This window comes from Halopseudomonas aestusnigri (assembly GCF_002197985.1).
In the GTDB taxonomy this organism is placed as follows: Bacteria; Pseudomonadota; Gammaproteobacteria; order Pseudomonadales; family Pseudomonadaceae; genus Halopseudomonas; species Halopseudomonas aestusnigri.
In genome coordinates, this window is sequence record NZ_NBYK01000001.1 from 776,048 (window position 1) to 798,533 (window position 22,486).

22 protein-coding genes are annotated in these 22,486 nt (G+C 60.9%); 6 read left to right on the forward strand and 16 right to left on the reverse strand.

Going from position 1 to position 22,486, the window contains the following annotated elements; genetic code table 11:
• Nucleotides 1-82: 82 nt before the first annotated feature.
• The 9 genes from B7O88_RS03640 to ccoN form a co-directional block, all read right to left on the reverse strand.
• Nucleotides 83-811: a sulfite exporter TauE/SafE family protein gene (locus B7O88_RS03640; protein WP_088273811.1), complete on the reverse strand. Its 729-nt coding sequence runs from the start codon at nt 809-811 to the stop codon at nt 83-85.
• Entirely contained in the window at nt 808-1,017 is a 210-nt protein-coding gene (ccoS, locus tag B7O88_RS03645; protein ID WP_088273812.1) for a cbb3-type cytochrome oxidase assembly protein CcoS, read from the reverse strand. Before ccoS ends, B7O88_RS03640 begins: the two co-directional genes overlap by 4 nt.
• Nucleotides 1,014-3,467 carry a heavy metal translocating P-type ATPase gene (locus B7O88_RS03650; protein WP_088273813.1) on the reverse strand — a complete coding sequence of 818 codons (2,454 nt, stop codon included), beginning with the start codon at nt 3,465-3,467 and terminating at the stop codon, nt 1,014-1,016. The genes ccoS and B7O88_RS03650 overlap by 4 nt, the downstream gene beginning before the upstream one ends.
• A gap of 3 nt (nt 3,468-3,470) precedes the next feature.
• Nucleotides 3,471-3,989 carry a FixH family protein gene (locus B7O88_RS03655; protein ID WP_088273814.1) on the reverse strand — a complete coding sequence of 173 codons (519 nt, stop codon included), beginning with the start codon at nt 3,987-3,989 and terminating at the stop codon, nt 3,471-3,473.
• Nucleotides 3,990-4,006: 17 nt separating this feature from the next.
• The gene (ccoG, locus tag B7O88_RS03660; protein WP_088273815.1) at nt 4,007-5,416 is read right to left on the reverse strand and encodes a cytochrome c oxidase accessory protein CcoG; all 1,410 of its coding nucleotides are present in this window, start codon (nt 5,414-5,416) and stop codon (nt 4,007-4,009) included.
• Between the two features lie 205 nt (nt 5,417-5,621).
• Nucleotides 5,622-6,512 (reverse strand): cytochrome-c oxidase, cbb3-type subunit III, encoded by an 891-nt coding sequence (gene ccoP / locus B7O88_RS03665; protein ID WP_088273816.1) that lies wholly within the window; start codon nt 6,510-6,512, stop codon nt 5,622-5,624.
• Entirely contained in the window at nt 6,509-6,700 is a 192-nt protein-coding gene (locus B7O88_RS03670; RefSeq protein WP_088273817.1) for a cbb3-type cytochrome oxidase subunit 3, read from the reverse strand. The genes ccoP and B7O88_RS03670 overlap by 4 nt, the downstream gene beginning before the upstream one ends.
• Nucleotides 6,701-6,706: 6 nt before the next feature.
• A complete protein-coding gene (gene ccoO / locus B7O88_RS03675; RefSeq protein ID WP_088273818.1) occupies nt 6,707-7,315 on the reverse strand; it encodes a cytochrome-c oxidase, cbb3-type subunit II in 609 nt (202 codons plus the stop codon).
• 12 nt (nt 7,316-7,327) lie between these two features.
• Complete coding sequence (gene ccoN, locus B7O88_RS03680; protein WP_088273819.1) at nt 7,328-8,755, reverse strand: cytochrome-c oxidase, cbb3-type subunit I; 1,428 nt, start codon at nt 8,753-8,755, stop codon at nt 7,328-7,330.
• Nucleotides 8,756-9,099: 344 nt separating this feature from the next.
• Between ccoN and B7O88_RS03685 the strand changes: the two genes are divergently transcribed.
• Nucleotides 9,100-9,732 (forward strand): alpha/beta family hydrolase, encoded by a 633-nt coding sequence (locus B7O88_RS03685; protein ID WP_088273820.1) that lies wholly within the window; start codon nt 9,100-9,102, stop codon nt 9,730-9,732.
• Between the two features lie 58 nt (nt 9,733-9,790).
• Here the strand turns inward: B7O88_RS03685 and B7O88_RS03690 are convergent, their stop codons facing one another.
• The 3 genes from B7O88_RS03690 to B7O88_RS03700 all read right to left on the reverse strand — a co-directional run bounded on the left by B7O88_RS03690 (nt 9,791) and on the right by B7O88_RS03700 (nt 13,563).
• The gene (locus B7O88_RS03690) at nt 9,791-11,497 is read right to left on the reverse strand and encodes a methyl-accepting chemotaxis protein (protein WP_160003137.1); all 1,707 of its coding nucleotides are present in this window, start codon (nt 11,495-11,497) and stop codon (nt 9,791-9,793) included.
• A 170-nt stretch (nt 11,498-11,667) separates the two neighbouring features.
• Nucleotides 11,668-12,948: a TRAP transporter large permease gene (locus tag B7O88_RS03695; protein WP_088273822.1), complete on the reverse strand. Its 1,281-nt coding sequence runs from the start codon at nt 12,946-12,948 to the stop codon at nt 11,668-11,670.
• A 21-nt stretch (nt 12,949-12,969) separates the two neighbouring features.
• Complete coding sequence (locus B7O88_RS03700; RefSeq protein ID WP_088273823.1) at nt 12,970-13,563, reverse strand: TRAP transporter small permease; 594 nt, start codon at nt 13,561-13,563, stop codon at nt 12,970-12,972.
• A gap of 237 nt (nt 13,564-13,800) precedes the next feature.
• On the opposite strand from B7O88_RS03700, the gene B7O88_RS03705 reads away from it, so the two are divergent.
• The 3 genes from B7O88_RS03705 to dcd all read left to right on the forward strand — a co-directional run bounded on the left by B7O88_RS03705 (nt 13,801) and on the right by dcd (nt 16,823).
• A complete protein-coding gene (locus tag B7O88_RS03705) occupies nt 13,801-14,952 on the forward strand; it encodes a TRAP transporter substrate-binding protein (RefSeq protein WP_200818397.1) in 1,152 nt (383 codons plus the stop codon).
• A 134-nt stretch (nt 14,953-15,086) separates the two neighbouring features.
• Complete coding sequence (gene apbC, locus B7O88_RS03710) at nt 15,087-16,178, forward strand: iron-sulfur cluster carrier protein ApbC (protein ID WP_088273824.1); 1,092 nt, start codon at nt 15,087-15,089, stop codon at nt 16,176-16,178.
• A 78-nt stretch (nt 16,179-16,256) separates the two neighbouring features.
• On the forward strand, nt 16,257-16,823 hold the full coding sequence (dcd, locus tag B7O88_RS03715) for a dCTP deaminase (protein ID WP_088273825.1): 567 nt from the start codon (nt 16,257-16,259) through the stop codon (nt 16,821-16,823).
• Nucleotides 16,824-17,007: 184 nt separating this feature from the next.
• Here the strand turns inward: dcd and B7O88_RS03720 are convergent, their stop codons facing one another.
• The 4 genes from B7O88_RS03720 to B7O88_RS03735 form a co-directional block, all read right to left on the reverse strand.
• Nucleotides 17,008-17,724 carry a TorF family putative porin gene (locus tag B7O88_RS03720; protein ID WP_088273826.1) on the reverse strand — a complete coding sequence of 239 codons (717 nt, stop codon included), beginning with the start codon at nt 17,722-17,724 and terminating at the stop codon, nt 17,008-17,010.
• Between the two features lie 213 nt (nt 17,725-17,937).
• On the reverse strand, nt 17,938-18,396 hold the full coding sequence (locus B7O88_RS03725; protein WP_088273827.1) for a GNAT family N-acetyltransferase: 459 nt from the start codon (nt 18,394-18,396) through the stop codon (nt 17,938-17,940).
• Nucleotides 18,397-18,398: 2 nt separating this feature from the next.
• On the reverse strand, nt 18,399-18,569 hold the full coding sequence (locus tag B7O88_RS03730; protein ID WP_088273828.1) for a DUF1328 domain-containing protein: 171 nt from the start codon (nt 18,567-18,569) through the stop codon (nt 18,399-18,401).
• A 148-nt stretch (nt 18,570-18,717) separates the two neighbouring features.
• A complete protein-coding gene (locus tag B7O88_RS03735; RefSeq protein ID WP_088273829.1) occupies nt 18,718-19,128 on the reverse strand; it encodes a BON domain-containing protein in 411 nt (136 codons plus the stop codon).
• A 238-nt stretch (nt 19,129-19,366) separates the two neighbouring features.
• Between B7O88_RS03735 and algB the strand changes: the two genes are divergently transcribed.
• Together algB and B7O88_RS03745 are read left to right on the forward strand one after the other, a co-directional pair.
• Nucleotides 19,367-20,713 (forward strand): sigma-54-dependent response regulator transcription factor AlgB, encoded by a 1,347-nt coding sequence (algB, locus tag B7O88_RS03740; RefSeq protein ID WP_088273830.1) that lies wholly within the window; start codon nt 19,367-19,369, stop codon nt 20,711-20,713.
• Entirely contained in the window at nt 20,710-22,485 is a 1,776-nt protein-coding gene (locus B7O88_RS03745) for an ATP-binding protein (protein WP_088273831.1), read from the forward strand. Before algB ends, B7O88_RS03745 begins: the two co-directional genes overlap by 4 nt.
• The last annotated feature ends 1 nt before the right edge of the window (nt 22,486 follow it).

Genomic DNA, 22,486 nt, shown 5'->3' on the forward strand with positions numbered 1-22,486 from the left:
GGTCGTGGCTCTGTTTGTCGATGGACAAAGCGTACAACATGCGCGGCAAGGCTGCCACGCCCGGGTTTGTTGCAACAGGTGTTCAGCCGTGGGCGTGCTGCGCCGCAGTGGGCAGACTGAGCTGCTCTATCAGCCATTTCTGATGCGGCCCGGGCAGGGTCCAGACGCCGAACAGAATCACCATCAGGGCGGCGCCAATCCGCAGACTGCGACGTCTGAGCAGGGCAGTCAGGCGTTCAGCAGCAGCGCCGGTTGCGAGTAACGTCGGCAGGGTACCAAGGCCAAAGGCAAGCATCAGCAGTGCCGAGGTGGCTGCATCACCGTGGCTGCTGCTCCAGATCAGGGTGCTGTAGACCAGGCCGCAGGGAAGCCAGCCCCACAGGCCGCCGAGCAGCAGGGCCTGGCCGGGGCGCTGCACAGGCAGCAGACGTCTGGCGTGGGGTTCGATTTGCCGCCAGAGGCCGCGGCCGATCCCTTCGATGCGGGTCAGGCCCGACCACCAGTTGGCCAGATACAGCCCCATGGCAATCATCAGCAGGCCGGCGACACCCCGCAGGACCAGGTCCAGGCCCAGACCATGCAAGGCCCAGCCGAGGCTGCCAATGATGGCACCGGCCAGGGTATAGCTGGCGATGCGCCCGGCGTTGTAGGCCAGCAACAGGCGCCAGAGCGGCCAGCCGCGTCGTTGCGCCGGCGGGATGGCCATGGTGAGCGCGCCCATCAGGCCGCCACACATGCCGATGCAGTGGCCACCGCCGAGCAGCCCCAGAGCCAGTGCAGTCAGTAGCTGGGCGACAAGCAGCTCACTCATCTGTCTTGATCGCTGTCGTCGCGCTCGGCGTCGCCTTCGCGCTTCTGGGCAGCGAGGTGGGCTGGATCGTCGTCATCAAACAGGATGCTGTGGGCAGGGCTGTCCAGGTCATCGTACTGGCCGTTATTGACTGCCCAGTTGAAGATCCAGATCGCGGTAATCACCAGGGCGATGGCGATCGGTACGAGGATGTAGAGAACGGTCATGCACTGGGCTCCGGTTGGGCGCTGTGGTGCTGCGCTGCGACTGGCGGGCGGATGCGCGTGAGTCGCAGGGCATTGAGCACCACCAGCAGCGAGCTGAGGGACATGCCAAGAGCGGCGAGGGCCGGCGTTACAAAACCGAACGCGGCCAGCGGCAGCACTGCGAGATTGTACAGCGTAGCCCAGCCCAAGTTCTCGATCATGATGGCGCGGGTCTTGCGAGCGATAGCCATGGCCTGCAGCAGCGCGCTGAGATGGCTGCCGAGCAGCACCGCATCGGCGTTGGTCTTGGCCAGATCGGAGGCGTTACCCATGGCAATGGAGATGTCGGCGCTGGCCAGCACCGGCACATCGTTGACACCGTCGCCGAGCATCAGCACCTTCTCGCCGGCTGACTGCCGCGCCTGTACGAACGCCAGCTTGTCATCCGGGGTGGCGTTGCCAATGGCCTGATCAATACCCAGCTCCCGGGCGACCCGGTCGACCACCCGCTGGTGGTCGCCGGAAAGCAGCACGATTTCCAGGCCACGGGCCTTGAGACCGTCGATAAGTTCGTGCGCATCGCTGCGCAGGCGATCATTGAGAGCGAACCAGCACAGTGGGCCATCGGCTCCGGCCAGCAGCAGCCACTGGCCGTCGCCGGCAGGACGCTCGGGCTCAGGCAGACCGGTCAGCGCCATCGCAAATGCCGGTTTGCCGATGCGCAGCGGCTGGCCGTCGCAGCGCCCGTCGAGCCCCTGTCCGGGTTCGTTGCTGCAGCGCTCGGCCTGCTCGCTGCTGCGGCCAAAGGCGCGGGCAATCGGGTGTTCCGAATGGCTTTCCAGCATTTGTGCCCAGCGCAGCGCCTGGTCAGCGTCGACACCGGGGAAGGGCAGTATCTGTTCAAGTGTCATGCGGCCCTCGGTGAGGGTGCCGGTCTTATCCAGGATGACTGTCTGAATCTGCGGCAGGCCTTCAAGCACGTGCCCGCGGGTGATCAGCAGGCCGAGCTTGTGCAGGCTGCCTGTGGCGGTAGTCAGCGCAGTAGGCGTAGCCAGCGACAGGGCGCACGGACATGTCGCGACCAGCATCGCCAGCACGATCCAGAAGGCCGTGTGCAGGTCGGCAGCCCACCACCACGCGCCACCGACTACAACCGCGGCCAGCAGCACGGTGAGCAGGAAGTACTGGGCCACATCGTCGGCAAGACGGCCGAGTCTCGGTTTGTCGGACTGGGCACGTTCGAGCAGGCGAACGATGGCGGACAATCGAGTCTGCTCTCCCAGTGCATCGATGCGCAGGCGCAGCGGCCCTTCGACATTCAGCGTGCCGGCGGTCACCTGATCACCGGCAGCCTTGGCAATCGGCAGGTATTCACCGGACAGGGCCGATTCGTCGACACTGCTCTGACCGCTGATGATGGTGCCGTCGGCCGGGATGCTCTCGCCGGGCTTTACCTCAACCACGTCACCGCAACGCAGCTCTTCAAGCATGATCCGTTGTGTGCTGCCATCGGCCTCGACTCGCAACGCGCTGGGCGGCAGCAGGTTGACCAGTTTTGCGGTACTTTCGACCGTGCGCTGGCGCGCGCGCCGCTCCAGATAGCGGCCGGCCAGCAGAAACAGGGCAAACATGGTGACCGAGTCAAAATACACCTCGCCGCTGCCGATCAGGGTGGCGTAGATGCCGGCCAGGTAGGCGCCGCCAATGGCCAGCGAGACGGAAACGTCCATGCTCAGGCGGCGGTTGCGCAGGTCGCGCCAGGCGCCCTGGAAGAACGGTGCGCAGCTGTAGAACACCACGGGGGTTGTCATCAGCAGACTGGCCCAGCGCAGCAGGTCGGCCATGCGCTCGGTAACGTCCTGATTAAACTCCTCGGACAGCGCCATGGTCGCCATCATTACCTGCATGAACAGCAGCCCTGCCAGGCCAAGGCGACGCAGGTAACGGCGGTTTTCCGCGGCAATCTGTTCTGAGGCCTTGTCCGGCTCGTAGGGGTGAGCGGCGTAGCCGATTTTGCGCAGGCTCTTGAGCAGGCCGGAGAGACGGGTTTGGTTATCCTTCCAGCGCAGGCTAAGGCGCTGGTTGCCCATGTTCAGCGCGACATCGGTGACGCCGGGCTGAGCGCGCAGATGGCGCTCAATCAGCCAGCCACAGGCAGCGCAGCTGATGCCTTCCACCAGCAGAATGGCTTGGTGCTCTTCACCATCGCGCTGGGCGAAGCGCTGCTGCACGTCCTCGCGATCATACAGCTCCAGCTCGTCCTGGAGCGCGCGCGGCATGGCCTCCGGGTTGGCCGAGGTTTCGGTGCGGTGGCGGTAGTAGGACTCCAGGCCGGCGCTGCAGATAGCCTGCGCAACAGCCTGACAGCCGGGGCAGCACATGTGGCGCTGCTCACCAAGAATGGTGACATGCCAGGGCGCGCCGGTGGGAACCGGCTCGCCGCAGTGGTAACAGGGGGTAGGGTGGGACATGCCTTACTTTGCAGTCAGCTGGTATTGCTTGCCCTTGGCCAGGTGCACTTCGCCGGTCAGGCGCCAGCCATCATCGCCTGCGTTGGCTGGATCGCTGAGTTCGACATAGCGGCGCCCCTCGATACGGTTCTCGAGCTGGCCGGTGTAGGTAGTGCCCTGAATCTGGCGCAGCATGACCGTGCGATCACGGGAGGCGTGTGTCGGTGAAATCAGGTCAAGCTTGAGGCCTGAAGGCAGCGCCTGCAGCTCACCGCTGAGCTGCAGGCTGATGTCGCCGGTCACGTCGTCAATGCTGAACTCGGCCGCAACGCCAATGGCACTGGCGTTGCGGTCCTGGTCCAGGTACAGGTTGATGGCCTTGCCTTCGCTGTAATAGTTGTCGCGGACCAGACTGTCGGGGTTAAGCCCGGCAATCATCAACAGCCCGAGACCGATCAGTACGGCAAAACCGAGAATGGCGATGATGAACCACGCCCAGAACTGCTTGTACCAGGGTGAGGCTGAGGTGTCGTGCTGCGTCATGCTTGATCCTGTGTCTGTCAGCGAACCTGTGGAGCCATAAACCGGCTTTCGGCTTCGGCCTGCACATCTTCGTCATCGGTTGCCGTCACGGTGAAGGTGATCGGGATGTTGGTCGCGCCGGCAAGCTCGACCGGATCCATCTGCACATTCAAGGGCAATTCCAGTTTTCGGCTGGGCGCGACGGTCAGACGGTTGTCCGGGAGTTCAAGCTGCAGGCCCGGATGCCCCTGAACTTCGACCCGATAGGTTCGCTCGGTCTGTGCCTTGTTGAAAATTTTGACAATGTACACGTTCTCGATAGCACCGGCACTGGTTTCTCGATACAGAACATTGCGGTCGCGCTCAATGTCCAGCGATACCTGGCTGAGGTTGCCCACGGTAATGATGAACAGGCTGATCATGGCCACCAGGGCGGCACCGTAGCCGATCAGGCGAGGGCGCAGCCAATGGGTGCTCTTGCCTTCCAGCGCGTGCTCGGTGGTATAGCGAATCAGTCCGCGCGGGTATTCCATCTTGTCCATGATCTCGTCACAGGCATCGACGCAGGCTGCGCAGCCGATGCACTCGTACTGCAGGCCATCGCGGATGTCGATACCGGTCGGGCAGACCTGTACGCAGACGTTGCAGTCGATACAGTCACCCTTGCCGACCTCGGCCGGGTCAACGCCTTTCTTGCGCGAGCCACGCGGTTCGCCGCGTTTGGCATCGTAGGACACGATCAGGGTGTCGGCATCAAACATGACACTCTGAAAGCGTGCATAGGGGCACATGTAGATGCACACCTGCTCGCGCATCCAGCCGGCGTTGAGGTAGGTCGCGGCGGTAAAGAAAAACACCCAGAACAGCGCCCAGCCGGCAATCTGCAGGGTGAAAATATCGGCAAACAGGCCGCGGATAGGGGTGAAATAGCCAACAAAGGTAATCGCGGTGATCAGTGATACCGCCAGCCAGATACTGTGTTTTGCGGCCTTGCGCATCAGCTTGTTGGCGCTCATCGGCTCCTTGTTGAGCTTGATGCGGGCATTGCGCTCACCTTCGGTAACGCGCTCGGCCCACATGAAAATCCAGGTCCAAACGGTTTGCGGGCAGGTATAACCGCACCAGACGCGGCCCGCGAACACGGTAATGAAGAACAGGCCGAAGGCGCAGATAATCAGCAAAAACGAGAGCAGGAAGAAATCCTCGGGCTGGAAGGTAGCGCCAAAGATATGGAACTGGCGAGCTGGCAGGTCCCAAAGCACCGCCTGACGATCACCCCAGGGCAGCCAGACCGTGCCAAAGTACATAAGGAACAGGAAGCCCACACCAATCAAACGAATGTTCTTGAACAGGCCCTTGTAGGAGCGGGTCTGGATCTGGTCGCGTTTGGCGTATAGGTCAATGGTTTCGACCTTGGGAGTTACATCTTCGAGAGGGATCTTGCTCATGGTCAGGCTAACCCTATCAGGCAGGTAGGATGGTTCGGCAGACTGGCCTCGCGTAGGGACAGACTTTGCCTTCAGTACAGAACATAGACTGCTTGGGCTATCAGAACAATGCGACCGGTAGTCGCGCGCAGGGTATGTTGATCTGGGTCATAAAGCAAAACGGGGAGACATTGTCTCCCCGTTTGCTGTCAGACCACCCTGCGGTTTACTGCGCGTCTTTGTGAGACAGGCTGTAAACGTAGGAGGCAAGCATGTGGATCTTGTCCTCGCCCAGGTGGGCCTGGCTGGGCATGTGACCGTTACGACCGTAACGAATGGTCTGCTGCACCTGCAGGAAGCTGGAGCCGTAGAGCCAGATGTCGTCGGTCAGGTTCGGTGCACCCAGTTGCTGGTTGCCCTTGCCATCACCACCGTGACACACCGCACAGGTGTTGGTGTAGGTGGTCTTGCCGGCAGCCAGGTCGACACCTTCGGTCTCCAGACCGGACAGGCTGCGAACATAACCGGAAACGTTGCGAACACCGTCTTCGCCGATAACCGCCAGCCAAGCAGGCATTGCGGCCTGACGGCCACCGCGCAGGGTGGTCTTGATGGTTTCCGGATCACCGCCGTACAGCCAATCGTTGTCGGTCAGATTCGGGAAGCCGAATGCACCGCGGGCGTCAGAACCGTGGCAAACCGAGCAGTTGGTGGCGAACAGACGCTGGCCGATGGCAACCGCTTCAGGCACCTTGGCAACGTCCTCAACCGGCATGGCCGTGTACTTGGCGAAGATGGGGGCGAAACGCTCTTCAGCGCGCGCCACTTCCGCTTCGTACTGGCTTTCCTGGGTCCAGTTCAGGTAACCCGGCCACTTGCCCAGACCCGGGAACAGGAACAGATAGACCGCAGAAAACACCATGGTCAGAATGAACAGGACAAACCACCAGCGGGGCAGGGGGTTGTCGTATTCCTCAATGCCGTCAAAGCTGTGGCCCATGGTCTCGTTGGTCGGACCAGGGCGCTGGGTTTTGCGGGTGGCCAGCAGCAGCCAGAGGATCAGGCCAAGGCAGGTCAGAGTCAGAATGACAATGTACCCGCTCCAGAAATTAGTCATTGCTTGTTACTCCTAGCATCTTTGTGCTGCTCGTCCGAGGTCTCGTGCTCGTCTTCGTCGGCAAACGGCAGCTGAGCGGCTTCGTCGAAGTCCTTCTTCTTGTGTGAGCTGTAGGCCCAGATCACGACGCCGATAAAGGCGGCCATGGCGAAGACGGTACCGAGACCCTGGAGAGTGCTGTTATCCATGGTGGCTTACCGATCCGACAGGACAGTGCCCAGGTGCTGCAGGTAGGCGATCAGAGCATCCATTTCGGATACGCCCTGAACGGCTTCCTTGGCACCGGCGATGTCTTCGTCGGTATAGGGAACACCCAAGCCACGCAGCACTTCCATCTTCTTGGCGGTGTACTTGCCATCAAGTACAGCGTCCTGAAGCCACGGGAAGGGCGGCATCTTGGATTCCGGCACTACGTCCTGAGGTCTGATCAGGTGAGCGCGGTGCCAGTCGTCGGAGTAACGACCGCCGACACGGGCCAGGTCCGGGCCGGTACGCTTGGAGCCCCACAGGAAGGGATGCTCCCAGACGCTTTCACCGGCGACCGAGTAATGGCCGTAACGTTCGGTTTCGGCACGGAACGGACGGATCATCTGCGAGTGACAGCCTACGCAGCCTTCGCGGATGTAGATGTCACGGCCTTCCAGCTCGACCGCAGTGTACGGACGCAGGCCCTCTACCGGCTCGGTGGTTTCCGGCTGGAAGAACAGCGGGACGATCTGAACCAGACCGCCGAAGCTGATGGCGATGACAATCAGAACGACCATCAGGCCAAGGTTTTTCTCTACTGTTTCATGCAGTTTCATTTAACGCGTCCCTCAGGCAGTCTGTGCGGCGGCTTCGAGGTTGGCCGCTTTGCTGTGGCGCACGGTACGCCATACGTTGTAAGCCATCAGCAGCATACCGATCAGGAAGAAGGCACCGCCGATCATGCGGACGACGAAGCCGTAGTGGCTTGCTTCCAGTGCTTCAACGAAGGAGTAGGTCGGTGTGCCGTCGACGTTCACTGCGCGCCACATCAGGCCCTGGGTGATGCCGTTGACCCACATGGAGACGATGTACAGCACGGTGCCGATAGTCGCCAGCCAGAAGTGCGTGTTGATCAGCGCGGTGCTGTACATCGCTTCACGACCGAATACCTTCGGAATCAGGTGATACAGCGAACCGATGGAGATCATGGCAACCCAGCCCAGAGCACCGGCGTGTACGTGACCAATGGTCCAGTCGGTGTAGTGGGACAGCGCGTTGACGGTCTTGATCGCCATCATCGGGCCTTCGAAGGTGGACATGCCGTAGAACGCCAGAGCCACAACCAGGAAGCGCAGGATCGGGTCGGTGCGCAGTTTGTGCCATGCACCGGACAGGGTCATCATGCCGTTGATCATGCCGCCCCAGGAAGGTGCCAGCAGAATCAGGGACATGACCATGCCCAGGGACTGAGCCCAGTCAGGCAGAGCGGTGTAGTGCAGGTGGTGTGGGCCGGCCCAGATGTAGATGGAGATCAGCGCCCAGAAGTGCACGATGGACAGGCGGTACGAGTAGATCGGACGCTCGGCCTGCTTCGGAACGAAGTAGTACATCATGCCCAGGAAGCCGGCAGTCAGGAAGAAACCAACCGCGTTGTGACCGTACCACCACTGGATCATCGCGTCCGTTGCACCGGAGTACATGGAGTACGATTTGGTCAGGCTGACCGGAACCGCCATGCTGTTGACGATGTGCAGGACGGCAACGGTGAGGATGAAGCCACCGAAGAACCAGTTGCCCACATAGATATGCTTCATCTTGCGCTTCATGATGGTGCCGAAGAACACCAGAGCATAGCTGACCCAGACGACAGCAATCAGGATGTCGATCGGCCACTCCAGCTCAGCGTATTCCTTGGTGGAGGTCAGGCCCATCGGCAGGGTGATGGCGGCGAGCACGATGACTGCCTGCCAGCCCCAGAACGTGAAGGCTGCAAGGCCGTCAGAGACCAGGCGGGCCTGCGAGGTACGTTGTACCACGTAGTAGGAAGTGGCAAACAGGGCACATCCGCCAAAGGCGAAGATGACCGCGTTAGTGTGCAACGGACGCAGGCGTCCGAAGGTAGTCCACGGCAAGCCAAAATTCAGTTCGGGCCAGACCAGTTGGGACGCAATGAAGACGCCCATGGCCATGCCCACGATACCCCAGACCACCGTCATGACGGCGAACTGGCGTACCACCTTATAGTTATAGGCTGTCGGAGTGGTAGCTGTGCTCATGCGAGATTCCACGGATAGCAGTTGGTTTATGGGTATTAAAGCGCTGGCAAGTATGAGGAAAGCCCGCGCTCATTGCAATGACATAGGTCAGTGCTACGGCGCCTTGCAGGGCCTCTGGACTGGCCTCCCGATCGACGTCCGTGTACCGTGCCGAGTATTTTCGACCGACCTCGGATGGGTTCGGAACAGCTGTCCAACGTGCTGCGTCGTCCTGTCGTGCGTCCGGCGCAGCGCCTTCCAATTGAGCCTAGTCAGACTGGTGTCAGATGTGAAGCTGGCAGCGCTTGCAGGTGTGTGACATGGTGTCGCACGCTTTCGGTGCAACCGTTCAGACAGGTGAATAAATGAAGGAAGATAAGACGCTTCCAGCTTTTCTGGTTAATGAACCATCAACAGCGCCACTGGCGCAGTTGATGCTCGCTCATGGTGCGGGTGCGCCCATGGACAGTCCATTCATGAATCTGCTGGCCGCTGCGCTGGCAGCGCGCGGAGTGCGCGTGTTGCGCTTCGAGTTCCCTTACATGGCGGAGCGCCGACGTACCGGCGGCAAGCGCCCGCCCAACCCGATGAGCGTGCTGAAGCAGGCGTTTCGGCTCCAGGCGGCGCAGCTGCAGGGGCGATTCTTTGTCGGTGGCAAGTCGATGGGGGGGCGTGTTGCCAGCATGCTTGCGGCAGAGGTAGGGGCGGCGGGGTTTGTCTGCTTCGGTTATCCGTTCCATCCACCGGGCAAGCCCGAACGTATGCGCACCGAGCACCTTGGCGTGCTGCAATGCCCCGGCCTTATCGTTCAGGGGACCCGTGATCCGTTTGGCAAGCCCGACGAGGTCGCAGGGTATGACCTGGACCCGGCGCTGGGACTGCTTTGGCTGGATGGTGGCGAGCATGATTTCAGACCGCTGAAGTCCAGCGGTCTGACGCAGCATGATCTGATCGAGCAGGCGGCCGATGCGGCGGCCGCGTTCATGACGGGCCAGTGAGGCGAGCCGGGCGGCAGGTGGCGGGCTGACCTGACCCGCGCCCTGCGCCCGATCCGGTTCAGACGCCGAGTGCTGCCGGCATCACCGCGGCAGACATGGTGCCCCAGCGGCGGCCTTTGACGAACAGTGGTACATACAGTACGAAGATCACGGTGCTGGTGCCAGGTAGTACGAAGGTACCCATGTTCAGGTAGGTGCAGCTGCTCATCACGCGCAGGTCGCTCTCGCTGGCGACCGCAAAGCGCTTGTAATTGCTGCGGGCTGCATCGATGCGCGGGTCTCCGGTTGGCGGCTGTGAGGAGGCGCTGCGACTGGTTGGCAGGTAGCCTTTTTCGTTCACCGCCGCCATGTACACGATGCCATCCTTGCCGCCCTGATCCCACTCATCCAGCAGGGGGCGAATGCGCTCGATAAAGGCGTCAGCCCAGCGCACATCATGCTTCGGCGGGTTGGTGTTGGGGATGGCTGTGTAATTTTGCTCGAACAGATCGACGCCCCGATCCGCGATTTCGTCCAGGCGGGATTCGATTTCGTGACGACGGGCCATCAGCAGTTCGGTCACTGCCTCCATATGGCCTTCGCCAAGACGGAACCCGGCTAGGGCGCGCAGCGCGAGGTTGGTGTTGTCGCGCAGCGAGTCGGCCTGACGGAAGCTGGACTCCATGTGCTGACTGATAGTCAGGCTCAGATCTCGAATTTCGCTGCCATGCTTGAGGGTCTCGGCATTGCTGGCAGTCAGCTGCTCCAGCGCGCTGCTGACCATGAGCAGGTCGTCATTGGCTCGCTGGAAGTCATCAACCATCGCGTCGAACTGATCTGCTGCGGTGCTGACTGCCATGCCGGTTGATGCGGTTTGCTCGAGCATGTTCTGGGTCTGGTGATCGGCGCCAGCCATCGCGGAGGTCATCTGCTCCATCAGCTGACTGATCTGGTCGGCGGCGTTACCGACCTTGGCAGACAGGTTGCGCACCTCATCGGCGACCACGGCAAACCCGCGCCCCTGCTCGCCGGCGCGCGCTGCCTCGATGGCCGCGTTGAGGGCCAGCATGTTGGTTTGGGCAGAGAAGTCCTGAACCGTGGTGAGAATCTCGCGGATGCGGGTCGAGCTGTTGTTCAGTGCGTTGACGTTGTCCTTGAAGCCGGTCATGGCGCTGCTGATCTGTTGCATCTGGCTGCGCGCATCGTTCATCTGCAGCCGAGACTGGCGGGCAATGTCGAGATTGCGGGAATTGACCTCGGTAACGCCGGTGGCGCGGCTGGAAATGTCATGCAGGGCACTGGTGGTCTGTTCGCTGGCCTGAAAGATCAGTTCGGACAGCTGCTGTTGCACCTTGGCGTCCCGCGCTGCCTGCTCGGACAGCAGGCGGCTGTTGGCCGATGCCAGCGCTGTGCCAAGGCTGTTGAGCTGCAGCTCCATGATGATGCCGCGCAGGCGCTCGTTGAGGCTGACGAACGCCTGACTTGCCTCGTCCTGCTCAAGGTCGGCTGCGTTGACGCGCAGGTCAATCTGCTTGCTGTTGATGCGTTTGAACAGGGTGCCCAGCCCGCGTCCCTGGCGTGCTCCGGTGCGGCTCATCCAGGTGAAGGCTAGCGTCGGCGGGATCATGGCCAACGCCGCCCAGAACAGCACGCCGGAGGCGCTTGAGATGACCGCTGCGAACAGGAAGGCTTCGCAGGCGAGCAGGCCGCTGAGCGTCAGGCGTTCCTTGCTGGATGGGCTGGTTGGATTGTCGGCAAGGGCGTTGCTTTGGTGTTGGGAAATCATGCGGCCTCCGGGGCTGCCTGGCTTTCTTATTATCGTTATAGCATCGCGTTGCGCCTCTGGATCGGGCGTTTGCGGCATGCTTCGGGGTTCCTCACGCCAGCATATCGGCATTACTTCTCATTTTCGATAGGGCAAAAACGCCATAGTTGGAGGCATATTTGCTTTGCCGTCTAGGTGGCCAGTGAGGGTAGCCAGAGCGAGAGTTGCGGGAACAGCACAAGCAGTACGGTTGCCAGCAGCAGGATCAGGATGAACGGCGGGGTGCCACGTATGACATCGAAGTAGGGGCGACGGAAGATCGCCATCGCGGTGAAGATATCGCAGCCGAAGGGCGGTGTGGCCGAGCCGATGGCGGCCTGGAGTGTCACGATCACGCCCACATGAACGGGGTCAAGGCCGGCGGCCTCCACGGCGGGTTTGAACAGCGGGGTCAGAATCAGAATGACGACGATCGGGTCGACGAACATGCATCCTATAAAGAAGGAAACAGCGATCAGACCCAGCACCAGGGTAGGGCTGTGACCGATGCTGCTGATAACGGGTTCCAGAATCGCCTGGGGAATGCCGGCGAAGGAAATGGCGTAGGTGAAGGCGTTGCCGGCTGCGACCAGAATGAACACCACAGCAGTAATCAGCCCGGTTGAAAGCGCGACGTCCCATAGCTCGCTGAGCTTGACCGCACGCAACACCACGACCTCCAGCACCAGGGCATACAGCACAGCGATGGCCGCTGCCTCCGTCGGGCTGAAGATGCCGCCGTAGATGCCGCCCACCACCACCAGCGGAAAGCCCAGCGGCAGTAACGCCTTTTTCAATGCGGTCAATCGGGTGGCCCAGTTGCTGCGTGGCTCCGGAGTGATACCCATGCGAATGGAGGCGATCCAGCAGTAGATGGAAAACAGCAGCAGAATCAGCAGGCCCGGAATGATGCCGGCGATAAACAGATCGCCGATTGAAGAGCCGGAAATAACGCCGTAGATGATCATGCCGATACTCGGCGGGATCAGCAGGGCAATGTCGCTGGCATTGATGATCAGCGCCAGCGCAAAGGAGTCCGGGTAGCCTTTCTCAAGCAGCTTGGGCCGCATCGGCCCGCCCATGGCGACAACGGTAGCCTGGGTCGAACCGGAGACCGCGCCAAACAGCGTGCAACTGGCTGCCGTGGTGATCGGCAGGCCGCCGCGAAGGTGGCCGACAAAGCTTTGCACCAGATCCAGCAAGCGGTTGGCGGTATGCCCGCGTGTCATCAGGTCTGCTGCAAAGATGAACAGCGGAACGGCAGCGAGGGCCCAGGATTGCACACCGCTGATCATCTGCCCCATCAGCAGTTCGACGTTGCCCAGCCCGATGACCAGAAACAGCAGCATCAGCGCCGCTACCAGCAGTGGCACCATCATCGGGAAGCCCAGGGCCAGCAGTACGATCATGGTTGTCAGGGTCAGGGTCAGCATCGGTGGTCCGTGTCAGAGCAATCAGGGAGTGCTGTCGTCGGGGGCAGCGAGATACTCGTCCTTCTCGCTGAAGGACCGGTAGGTGTCGCGTGAGGTGAGGTTGCGCACGGCGGTCAGCCAGAACTGGATACCGGCCAGAAGCAGGCCGATCGGTGCCGCCAGGTAGGGTATCCATAGCGGGATTTGCAGCGCCGAAGACGTGCGTCCGCGCTCGGCCATGGTGGCGACGTACTCGCCTGCATACCAGGCCAGGTAGAACATCAGCGCGCCGGTTCCCAAACTGATGATGATCAGCAGGATCTTGCGCGGCCGGCCGCTGAGCTGATCAAAAAAAGCTGACATGCTGATATGACGGGCCCGGCGGACAGCGTAACCGAGGCCGGCAAAGGTCATGATGACGAGGCTCATTTGGGTCAGTTCGACCTGGCCGGTGACGCCGTTGCCGAACAGCTGTCGGCCCAATACGTGAATGATCAGCAGGGCGGCCAGGAACAGCACGCTGGCACCGAGGACGCTCTTTTCCAGCCATTCGGTGAGGCGGTCCACGCCTTCAAGCAGGCGCAGCACCGGTGAAGCGGGGCGACGGTTTGCCGAGCTGTCGGCAGGTCGGGGCATCGGTTTGTTCCTTTTCGCGGCGCTAACGGTCGTATCGTGACCGAAAAGGCTAACTCAGGGAGTTAGGCGCCGACTTCTGTCTGTAGATGGACGTAGTAGTCACATTCAGCTCAGAGGGTGAATTTGTACTCCTTTTTTGACCTTAACCGATATCAATCGTCTTTGCACGACGTGAACATGCGGGAATGCTGTGTTAGGGTTTGGCAGGAAACCAGAACAATTGAAAAGGAGTGTTCCATGAATTTGCGTAATGGTTGCCTTCTTGCGGCTGCGGTAATGCTGGCTGCGTGCGGATCCGAGGAAGAACCTGTCGCCTCCGGTGGTAGTTCGGAGGCGCCCGAGCAAAGCGCTGTGGCCCAGGCCGATGCAGTGGAAACCGAAACCTGGGGTTTCGCCCTTGAAGAGATCGAAGGCAGCGTGCAGTACGAATACGGTGCCAGGTTTGCCGAGCTGATCAAGGAAAAGACCGACGGCGCTGTGGAGGTCAAACTCTACCCCTATGGCCAGCTGGGTGGTCTGACGGATATCTACGATCAGGTGCAGTCCGGCGCGATCCAGTTTGCCTTTGGCTCCGGCTTTCTCGGCGGCACGGTTCCCGAGTCGCAGCTCTTCAGCCTGAACTTCGTGCTGACCGACGACGAAAAGACCAATACGGAAATTCTCAACGCCCCTGAATTCCGCAAGAACGACGACCTGGTTGCCTCCTACCGCGACCGTGGTCTGCAGCCGCTGGCCATCGTGCCCGAGGGCTGGCAGGTCTGGAGTGCCAACAAGGCGATCCGCTCACCGGCTGACTTTGACGGCATGGCGATTCGTACCATGGACAACCGTCTGCTGCGCGAGACGTACAGCGCCTACGGCGCCGATCCCACCACCATGGAATACGGCGAGCTGTTCAGTGGCATGCAGCTGGGCCAGCTGGACGGTAATATTCAGCCCGTATTCGCCCATCAGGAGATGGACTTCTACAAGGTTCAGGACTATCTGATCTTCGCCAATCAGGCGCAGTTCATCGCTACCTTTATGGCCAACAGCGACTGGTATGACGGCCTCACTGACGAGCGCAAGGCAATCATTGATGATGCCGTAGTCGAGCTGGTGCCTTGGATCCACGACGTGCAGACTCGCCTCAATACCGAGCGCCTGGACATCATCACTGAAAACAGCGACATCGAGCTGGTGTACCTGACGCCGGAGGAACGCGAGGTGTTCCGTGAGCGCAGTCTGCCTGTGCGTGATGTGTTTGCCGAGATGGTGGGTGAGCGCGGCACCCGTCTGATGAACACCCTGATCGAGCAGGTTGAGGCGGCATCTGCTGCCGAGCCGGCAGACGAGTCGGCCCAGACCGAGTCCGAAACGGCGCAGGAGCCGTTGAAAGACGCTGCCTGATTCATCCCGTAAGGCTGACGGCCCGCCCGGTGCAACTTGGCGGGCCGTCTTGCGTTTGTCCTGCGCTCTTTCATCATCGCAGATGAGCCAGTAGCATAGCGGCCTGTTTCCGCCAGTCCTTACGGGATATCGCCATGACTACGCTTGATCGTGCCGCCGTTGAGCAGGCCCTTGCTCAATATCAGGATCCTTACCTTCGTACCGACCTGCTCAGTGCCGGCTGTTTGCGCAGGCTGGATATCGACGGCGGGCGCGTCGAGGCCGAGCTGGTGCTGGGCTATGCCGCTGGCAGCCTGGTCGGTGGCATCGCCCAGATGATACAGATGGCGGTCGAGAATGTTGACGGCGTGACTGCGGCAAAGGTCAGCGTGCGCTGCGAGATTCAGGCCGGTAACGTGCAGGGGCAGGTGCCGGCACTGGAGAAGGTGAAGAACATTATTGCCGTTGCCTCGGGCAAGGGCGGGGTGGGCAAGTCCACCACAGCAGCCAATCTGGCTCTGGCGCTGGCCCGTGAAGGGGCCAAAGTCGGGGTGCTGGATGCCGACATCTATGGCCCGAGCATGGGGCTGATGCTGGGTCTGCCGGAAGGCACGCGTCCGCAGGTCAGTGATGGCAAGTGGTTTGTCCCGCCACGCGCGCATGGCCTGCAGGTCATGTCGATGGCGTTTCTGGTTGATGACAACACGCCGGTGGTCTGGCGCGGGCCGATGGTCTCGGGCGCGCTGATGCAGCTGCTGACCCAGACGGCCTGGGATGAGCTGGACTATCTGGTGGTCGACATGCCGCCGGGCACTGGTGACATTCAGCTGACTCTGGCGCAGAAGGTGCCGGTGACCGGTGCGGTGATCGTCACCACGCCGCAGGACCTGGCGCTGCTGGATGCGCGCAAGGGCATTGGCATGTTCGAGAAGGTCAATATTCCGGTGCTGGGGGTGGTCGAGAACATGGCCATTCACATCTGCTCGAACTGCGGTCACGCCGAGCATCTGTTCGGTGAAGGTGGTGGCGAGCGCCTGGCGGCGGACTATGGCGTCGAGCTGCTCGGTTCCATGCCGCTGTCGATGATGATTCGCGAGCAGGCCGACGGCGGCAAGCCGACTGTTATTGCCGAGCCGGAGTGCCAGATCAGCATGGTCTATCAGGATATGGCGCGTCACGCGGCAGCGCGTATCGTTGAATTGGCGAATGCCGCACAAATGCCGGAAATCAGTATCAGCGACGACTGATCTCCGGACTTTTGTCGACGGGTATAACCCGGTAACATGCAGAGTCTTTTTTTCGCACCGCCTATTTCAGGACACGCCATGAGCATCAAATCCGACCGTTGGATCCGTACCCAGTCCCAGGAGCACGGGATGATCGAGCCCTTTGTCGAGCGCCAGATTCGCGGTGCGGAAGGTGATCGGGTGATTTCCTATGGTGTGTCGAGCTACGGCTACGACGTGCGCTGCGCTGACGAGTTCAAGGTGTTTACCAACATCCACTCGGCGGTGGTCGATCCGAAGAACTTTGACGAGAAGAGTTTCGTCGACATCCAGAGCGACGTGTGCATTATTCCGCCAAACTCCTTCGCGCTGGCGCGCACCGTTGAGTACTTCCGCATTCCGCGCAATGTACTGACGATCTGCCTTGGCAAGAGTACCTATGCGCGCTGCGGCATTATCGTCAACGTGACCCCGCTTGAACCGGAATGGGAAGGTCACGTGACCCTCGAATTCTCCAACACCACCAACCTGCCGGCGAAGATTTACGCCAACGAAGGCGTGGCACAGATGCTGTTCTTTGAGTCGGACGAGCCCTGCGAAGTGTCCTACCGCGACCGCGGCGGCAAGTATCAGGGCCAGCGCGGCGTAACCCTGCCGCGGGCGTGATGCCTGAGTAATGAAAAACCGGCTGCGTGCCGGTTTTTTTGTGCCTGAGTTTCAGTCGTAAGCTGACAGGCAAAAAGAAGCCGGTCTGCAAGCCTGCCGTGGTACAGGTTGCGAGACCGGCGCAAGATGCCGCTTTAGCTGACGGGAACCCTCGGAGCAGGGCGCCCGTTTTCAGACTCGGTACTTACAGGCTCTTGGAGACCGACAGGGTGACGTTGGCGTCGCAAGAGTCTTGATCGGAGTAGGCGCAGTCGTCACCCAGATCGGTGTCGCTGTACATGACAGCCCAGTCGAGGCCCAGCATGGTTTTGCCCAGGGTAACGGCCCAGTCACCGTATTTCTCGTCACCGCTGACGCCGTCCAGCGGGTCTTTGGTGTCAGTCAGACCGTAGTGCAGGCCCAGACCGATATCGTAGGGCAGGGCAAAGTCGTAGCCGATGTAGGTGTACAGAGAGCTGGAGGGGTCGTAAGCGTACTTGGCGCCAACGGTGAAGCCGTACAGGCTCAGGCTGGCCAGAGCTTCTTCAACGTCGATGGAGCTGTTTTTCGGATAGGTGTAGGTAGCCCACTGCAGATCGTAGCTGATGTCGTCGGTGATGCTTCCGCCGTAACCCGCGTAGTAGTCGATTTCTACGCTGGAGCCGCCGAAGTCTTCGGAGTCGATGTTGGACGCCCAGGCGCCGACATACAGGCCGCTTTCGTGTGCGAAGTCCAGGCTGCCCTGGATAGCGCCGGCGCCGTCAGTTTGAGACTGACCACGCCAGATGTAATCGGTAGCCAGCGTCACAGTCATGCTGGAGTCAATTTTGCCAATGGCGGTATCGAACTCTTCAGCGTGAGCCATGTTGGCAAAAGACAGTGTGCTGGCGGTAGCAACGGCAACTGCAAGTTTCTTCATCATCACGTATTACCCCGTAGGTTTTGATTTAAGTGCGTTGGCACAGGTCCTGTAGCATTTTGCTTGCCAACAATTTTTTTTATATTTAAATCAGATATATACGTATGTTTTGAAGGGAAATTGCACAGCCGTAACCCGAACGTAACAGAGCCTGTGCCCGTAATTGGTGCGGGAAAATGGCCGCCGTGTTGCATTGTGTGGCAGTAGGTGCAAGCGCTAGCGTGGGAGCGTCGCCTGCGTGCGGTTGACCATGGCCAGCAGGGCTTTACTGCGTTGATAGCGCAGCAGTTTGTCGCGCAGTGAGATGGGAGCGTCCTCGCCGGGCTCATAGCCATTGGCGCGGTAGAACGGCACCAGGTTGGGAGCGCAGAACAGCCAAATGTCTCCGCGATGCTGCTGACGTACATGTTCTAACAGGCTGCTCGCCAGGCCCTGACTGCGCTGTGCAGGGGCAACCAGCAATCCGGTCAGCCACCAGCACTGATCGACGGTCTGCAGGCAGAGACAGGCTTGAAGCTCGTGGGTGCGTGCCACCCAGACTTGATGGTGACCGCGGGCTTTCATGCCGCTGTGGTATTGGCGGTAGAACTTGTTGGCCAGCGGCCGCTGTTCGTCGCTCAGGCGCATGAATGCGGTAGCTGCTGATGGCGCGGATGCGGCAGATGGGTCAGGCATGTCTACTCGTTGCGTCCTCGACTGCGGCCCAGCAGGGCGCACCCCCCAGCCAGGGCAAGAAACACGGGTGTCAGCAGCCTTGCGGCGCTGGCGTATTGATCGTCAAAGCCACCAAAGGCGAACACGGCTGATGATAGCGCGATGATGCTGAAGGCGATGGCCCAGTTGAACATGGGGGATCTCCTTGGTACTGCGGTACAGAGAGTGTTAAACGGTCTGGCGTCCAGCGCGCCTGCCTGAGTCGTTTCCATTATATGAAAACGAATTGTCGCTTTGGGATCTGTGCTCATGGTGAAGTCCCTTTTCGGTTGGCAGCTGAGATTAGAGGCTCAGCTTGCCGGCTGTGGAAAATCTGCCTGGGGCGGGTTCTGTATTGCTGACCGGGCGGGTAGTGCCGATCTGCAGGCCGCGGGTATCAACCTGCTGAACGCCCGGCGTATGACGCGCCGTGGCGACCGCAACGCGATAGTCGCTGGTGGTCAGTACGGTTCCGCGCAGGCTCACAATGCCATTGCGGCAGCTGACGGCAATGCGGATGCCTTGCGTGTTACCCTGCCATGCCAGTCGCGCGCGCAAAGCCTTTGCGATGCTGGCGTCGTCGACTGATTGAACTATCACGGCGGGATTTTGCTCCATGAAGTAGCTGCTGCTTGGCGTTGATGCGCCGCAGGCCATGCTTGAAAGCAGGCCGGTGGACAGGGCAAGCAAGGCGGTGGGTAGGGCGCTGTGCATGTCATCTATCTCCGGTTATGGGTGTTGTCGAGCTTCGCTTGTGGCGAGAAGCCGAACACGCAAGGGTGATAGAGCAAGCACTGTGCCGCTCCCGGGTTTCTGATTAATGCTATGTAAATCAGTAAGTTATAAATTAAAGGTGGTGTCGTGTTCAGTGCGAATTGCATGATCTTTCCCGAAGGGTCGTGCAGATTGCACGGTGACAGTAGCGCGACGGCATGACAGGAGTCGTGAATCAATGGAAGCGAATCAAGGCAACGGACGTATTCTGCTGGTCGACGACGAATCGGCGATCCTGCGGACCTTTCGTTACTGTCTCGAGGATGAGGGCTATCAGGTAGCAACGGCCAGCAGCGGGGCACAGGCCGAGGCGGTATTGCAGGGGCAGGTGTTTGATCTGTGCTTTCTTGATCTCAGGCTTGGCGAGGAAAGTGGTCTGGATGTAATGGCGCGTATGCGGGCGCAGGCGCCGTGGATGCGGGTCGTGATCGTGACTGCGCACTCGGCGGTCGATACCGCGGTTGATGCCATGCAGGCAGGCGCGGCGGATTATCTGGTCAAGCCCTGCAGCCCTGATCAATTGCGCATGGCTGCGGCCAAGCAGCTTGAAGTGCGTCAGATGGAAGCGCGGCTGGAGAGTCTGGAGCAGGCCGTAGAACAGACGCGGGTCGCGCCCGAGTCGCGCAGCCCCGCGATGATGGCGGTGCTGGAGACGGCCCGGCAGGTCGCCGGCACTGACGCCAATATTCTGATTCTTGGCGAGTCGGGTACCGGCAAGGGTGAGCTGGCCCGATTGATTCATGGCTGGAGCGGGCGCAGCCAGCGTGACTGCGTGACCATCAACTGCCCGTCGCTAACTGCCGAGCTGATGGAAAGTGAACTGTTTGGTCACAGCAAGGGCGCCTTTACCGGCGCGAGCGAGAGTACTCTGGGCCGGGTCAGTCAGGCCGACGGCGGCACTTTATTTCTCGACGAGATAGGCGATTTCCCCTTGACCCTGCAGCCCAAGCTGCTGCGCTTTATTCAGGACAAGGTCTACGAGCGGGTTGGTGATCCGGTGACTCGGCAGGCGGATGTGCGGATTCTGGCGGCGACCAATCTGGATCTGGCCGAGATGGTCAAGCAGGGGCTGTTTCGCGAAGACCTGCTCTACCGGCTGAACGTGATTACCCTGACGCTGCCGCCGCTGCGGGAGCGCCCTGATGACGTTCTTGATCTGGCCGAGCGCTTTCTGGCGCGCTTCGTCAAGGAATACGCCCGTCCGGCCAGGAGCTTTAGCGAGGATGCCAGGCAGGCGCTGCTGAATTACCACTGGCCCGGCAATATCCGCGAACTGCGTAATGTGATCGAGCGCGTCAGTATCATCTGTGCCGAGGAGCAGGTTGCTGCCAGTCATCTCGGCCTGGGCGAACCGGATCACGGCAACACCGCGCCGCGAGTCGGCTCCAATCTCAGCCTGAGCGAGCTCGAACGTGCACACATTGCCGCCGTTCTGGCCTCCAGCGCCACGCTGGATCAGGCGGCCCGCACGCTCGGTATCGATGCCTCTACCCTGTATCGCAAACGCAAGCAGCTTGGCCTATGAAGCTGCGAACTCAACTGTTTCTGAGCAGCAGCGCACTGCTGACCGTGGCGCTGGTGGGCTTGCTGGTCGGCCTGTTCGGAGTACTCAGTCTGACCCAGTCGCAGACCTACAGCGTCGGCAGCAACATCGGCATTCTCAAGGCTTCTCTCGGCATGCGTCAGGAAATCGGTCGACAGGTGACCCTGCTGCTGTCAGAGCAACTGGATCGCGAAGCGCTGAGTACATCGGACGAGCGCTTCAAGGAGTGGCTGGCCAAGGCCGGTGAGCAGGCCCGAACCGATGAGGACCGTCAGGCTGTGGCTGAAATCGGGCGGGCCTATGCGGTCTACGACGATGTGCTCTACCGGCCGCGCACCCTGCGCCGGGATCTGCTTTCGGATGACACCTTCAGCCTCAGCGTGGCCGCCATGCGTGATCGCATTAACGAGGTGCAGTACCGCTATCTGGCCTATGTCGAGGCGGCCGAAAGCACAGCGCATCAGCGCGCCTGGCTGATTACCGGGCTACTGGGGCTGATCGGCCTGGCCGTGCTGCTGCTGGGGCTGTTGACCGCACACAGCATCGCCCAGCGTTTTGGTCGGCCGATCGAGGCGCTGGCCAAGGCGGCGGACAAGATTGGCCAGGGTGACTTCAACGTCACTCTGCCGCTGTCCCCGGTCAATGAGATCAGCGCCCTGAGTCGTCGATTTGGCGTTATGGCCGAAGCCCTGCGCGAGTTCAAGAACAGCGATCTGGAGGCCTTGCAGTCCGAACAACGGCGCCTGCAGGCGGTGCTCGACAGTATCGACGATGGCCTGCTGATCCTTGATCAGCAGGGCGATGTTGATCACTTCAATCCGGTGGCGCGGCGTCAGCTCGACTGGGATTCGCGCGAGCTGGGTCAGACGCTGGGCCAGGCCATGGGGCACCCCGAGCTGGACGAGCAGGTCCGGGAGGTGCTGGCCGGCAATACCTTTGGCAGAGAGCAGGAAGATCTGGCGGTCGAGGTCGCAGGGGAAACCCGGCTGCTGGATTACAGCCTGACACCGGTAGTGCGAACTGACAGCTGGGTCCAAGGGGCGGTCATGGTGCTGCGCGACGTGACCGAGCAGCGAGCATTTGAGCGGGTGCGACGTGAATTTGTGCTTAGGGCGTCCCATGAGCTGCGCACGCCGGTGACCGGCATGCACATGGCATTCTCCCTGCTGCAGGAGCGTTTGCAGTTCGCCGAGGGCTGCCGTGAGCGGGATCTGCTGGAAACGGTAGACGAGGAAATGCGCAGGCTGGTCGATCTGATTAACGACCTGCTCAATTTTTCGCGCTACCAGAATGGACTGCAGAAGCTGGAACTGGCGCCCTGTGATCCGGTCGAGCTGGCTTCTGCAGCGGTGGCCCGTTTCCAGGCGCAGGCCGATGAATGCGGTATTTCACTGCAGTTGGACGTCAGCGAGGATGCGCCGCGGGCGCGGCTGGACCGGCTGCAGATTGAGCGGGTGCTGGACAACCTGATCGGCAACGCCCTGCGTCACTGTCAGCAGGGCGGCCAGGTTGCCGTGCGCCTGCGCCGGCAGGGTGAGCGGGTATGGTTCAGCGTCGAGGACAATGGCGAAGGCATTGCCTACAGCCAGCAGGTGCGGGTATTCGAACCCTTTGTGCAGGTCGGCAGCAAGAAGGGTGGCGCCGGGCTGGGTCTGGCGCTGTGCAAGGAGGTGGTGCAATTGCATGGCGGCAACATCGGCGTGCAGTCGCGCCCGGGTGCGGGCGCGCAGTTCTACTTCACGCTGCCGCTTTAGG

What these genes read in the sequence shown, in the direction of transcription:
- B7O88_RS03640 (WP_088273811.1), bottom strand. Translation starts at nt 811, where the DNA reads ATGAGTGAGCTGCTTGTCGCCCAGCTACTGACTGCACTGGCTCTGGGG.
- ccoS (WP_088273812.1), bottom strand. Translation starts at nt 1,017, where the DNA reads ATGACCGTTCTCTACATCCTCGTACCGATCGCCATCGCCCTGGTGATT.
- B7O88_RS03650 (WP_088273813.1), bottom strand. Translation starts at nt 3,467, where the DNA reads ATGTCCCACCCTACCCCCTGTTACCACTGCGGCGAGCCGGTTCCCACC.
- B7O88_RS03655 (WP_088273814.1), bottom strand. Translation starts at nt 3,989, where the DNA reads ATGACGCAGCACGACACCTCAGCCTCACCCTGGTACAAGCAGTTCTGG.
- ccoG (WP_088273815.1), bottom strand. Translation starts at nt 5,416, where the DNA reads ATGAGCAAGATCCCTCTCGAAGATGTAACTCCCAAGGTCGAAACCATT.
- ccoP (WP_088273816.1), bottom strand. Translation starts at nt 6,512, where the DNA reads ATGACTAATTTCTGGAGCGGGTACATTGTCATTCTGACTCTGACCTGC.
- B7O88_RS03670 (WP_088273817.1), bottom strand. Translation starts at nt 6,700, where the DNA reads ATGGATAACAGCACTCTCCAGGGTCTCGGTACCGTCTTCGCCATGGCC.
- ccoO (WP_088273818.1), bottom strand. Translation starts at nt 7,315, where the DNA reads ATGAAACTGCATGAAACAGTAGAGAAAAACCTTGGCCTGATGGTCGTT.
- ccoN (WP_088273819.1), bottom strand. Translation starts at nt 8,755, where the DNA reads ATGAGCACAGCTACCACTCCGACAGCCTATAACTATAAGGTGGTACGC.
- B7O88_RS03685 (WP_088273820.1), top strand. Translation starts at nt 9,100, where the DNA reads ATGAAGGAAGATAAGACGCTTCCAGCTTTTCTGGTTAATGAACCATCA.
- B7O88_RS03690 (WP_160003137.1), bottom strand. Translation starts at nt 11,497, where the DNA reads ATGATTTCCCAACACCAAAGCAACGCCCTTGCCGACAATCCAACCAGC.
- B7O88_RS03695 (WP_088273822.1), bottom strand. Translation starts at nt 12,948, where the DNA reads ATGCTGACCCTGACCCTGACAACCATGATCGTACTGCTGGCCCTGGGC.
- B7O88_RS03700 (WP_088273823.1), bottom strand. Translation starts at nt 13,563, where the DNA reads ATGCCCCGACCTGCCGACAGCTCGGCAAACCGTCGCCCCGCTTCACCG.
- B7O88_RS03705 (WP_200818397.1), top strand. Translation starts at nt 13,801, where the DNA reads ATGAATTTGCGTAATGGTTGCCTTCTTGCGGCTGCGGTAATGCTGGCT.
- apbC (WP_088273824.1), top strand. Translation starts at nt 15,087, where the DNA reads ATGACTACGCTTGATCGTGCCGCCGTTGAGCAGGCCCTTGCTCAATAT.
- dcd (WP_088273825.1), top strand. Translation starts at nt 16,257, where the DNA reads ATGAGCATCAAATCCGACCGTTGGATCCGTACCCAGTCCCAGGAGCAC.
- B7O88_RS03720 (WP_088273826.1), bottom strand. Translation starts at nt 17,724, where the DNA reads ATGATGAAGAAACTTGCAGTTGCCGTTGCTACCGCCAGCACACTGTCT.
- B7O88_RS03725 (WP_088273827.1), bottom strand. Translation starts at nt 18,396, where the DNA reads ATGCCTGACCCATCTGCCGCATCCGCGCCATCAGCAGCTACCGCATTC.
- B7O88_RS03730 (WP_088273828.1), bottom strand. Translation starts at nt 18,569, where the DNA reads ATGTTCAACTGGGCCATCGCCTTCAGCATCATCGCGCTATCATCAGCC.
- B7O88_RS03735 (WP_088273829.1), bottom strand. Translation starts at nt 19,128, where the DNA reads ATGCACAGCGCCCTACCCACCGCCTTGCTTGCCCTGTCCACCGGCCTG.
- algB (WP_088273830.1), top strand. Translation starts at nt 19,367, where the DNA reads ATGGAAGCGAATCAAGGCAACGGACGTATTCTGCTGGTCGACGACGAA.
- B7O88_RS03745 (WP_088273831.1), top strand. Translation starts at nt 20,710, where the DNA reads ATGAAGCTGCGAACTCAACTGTTTCTGAGCAGCAGCGCACTGCTGACC.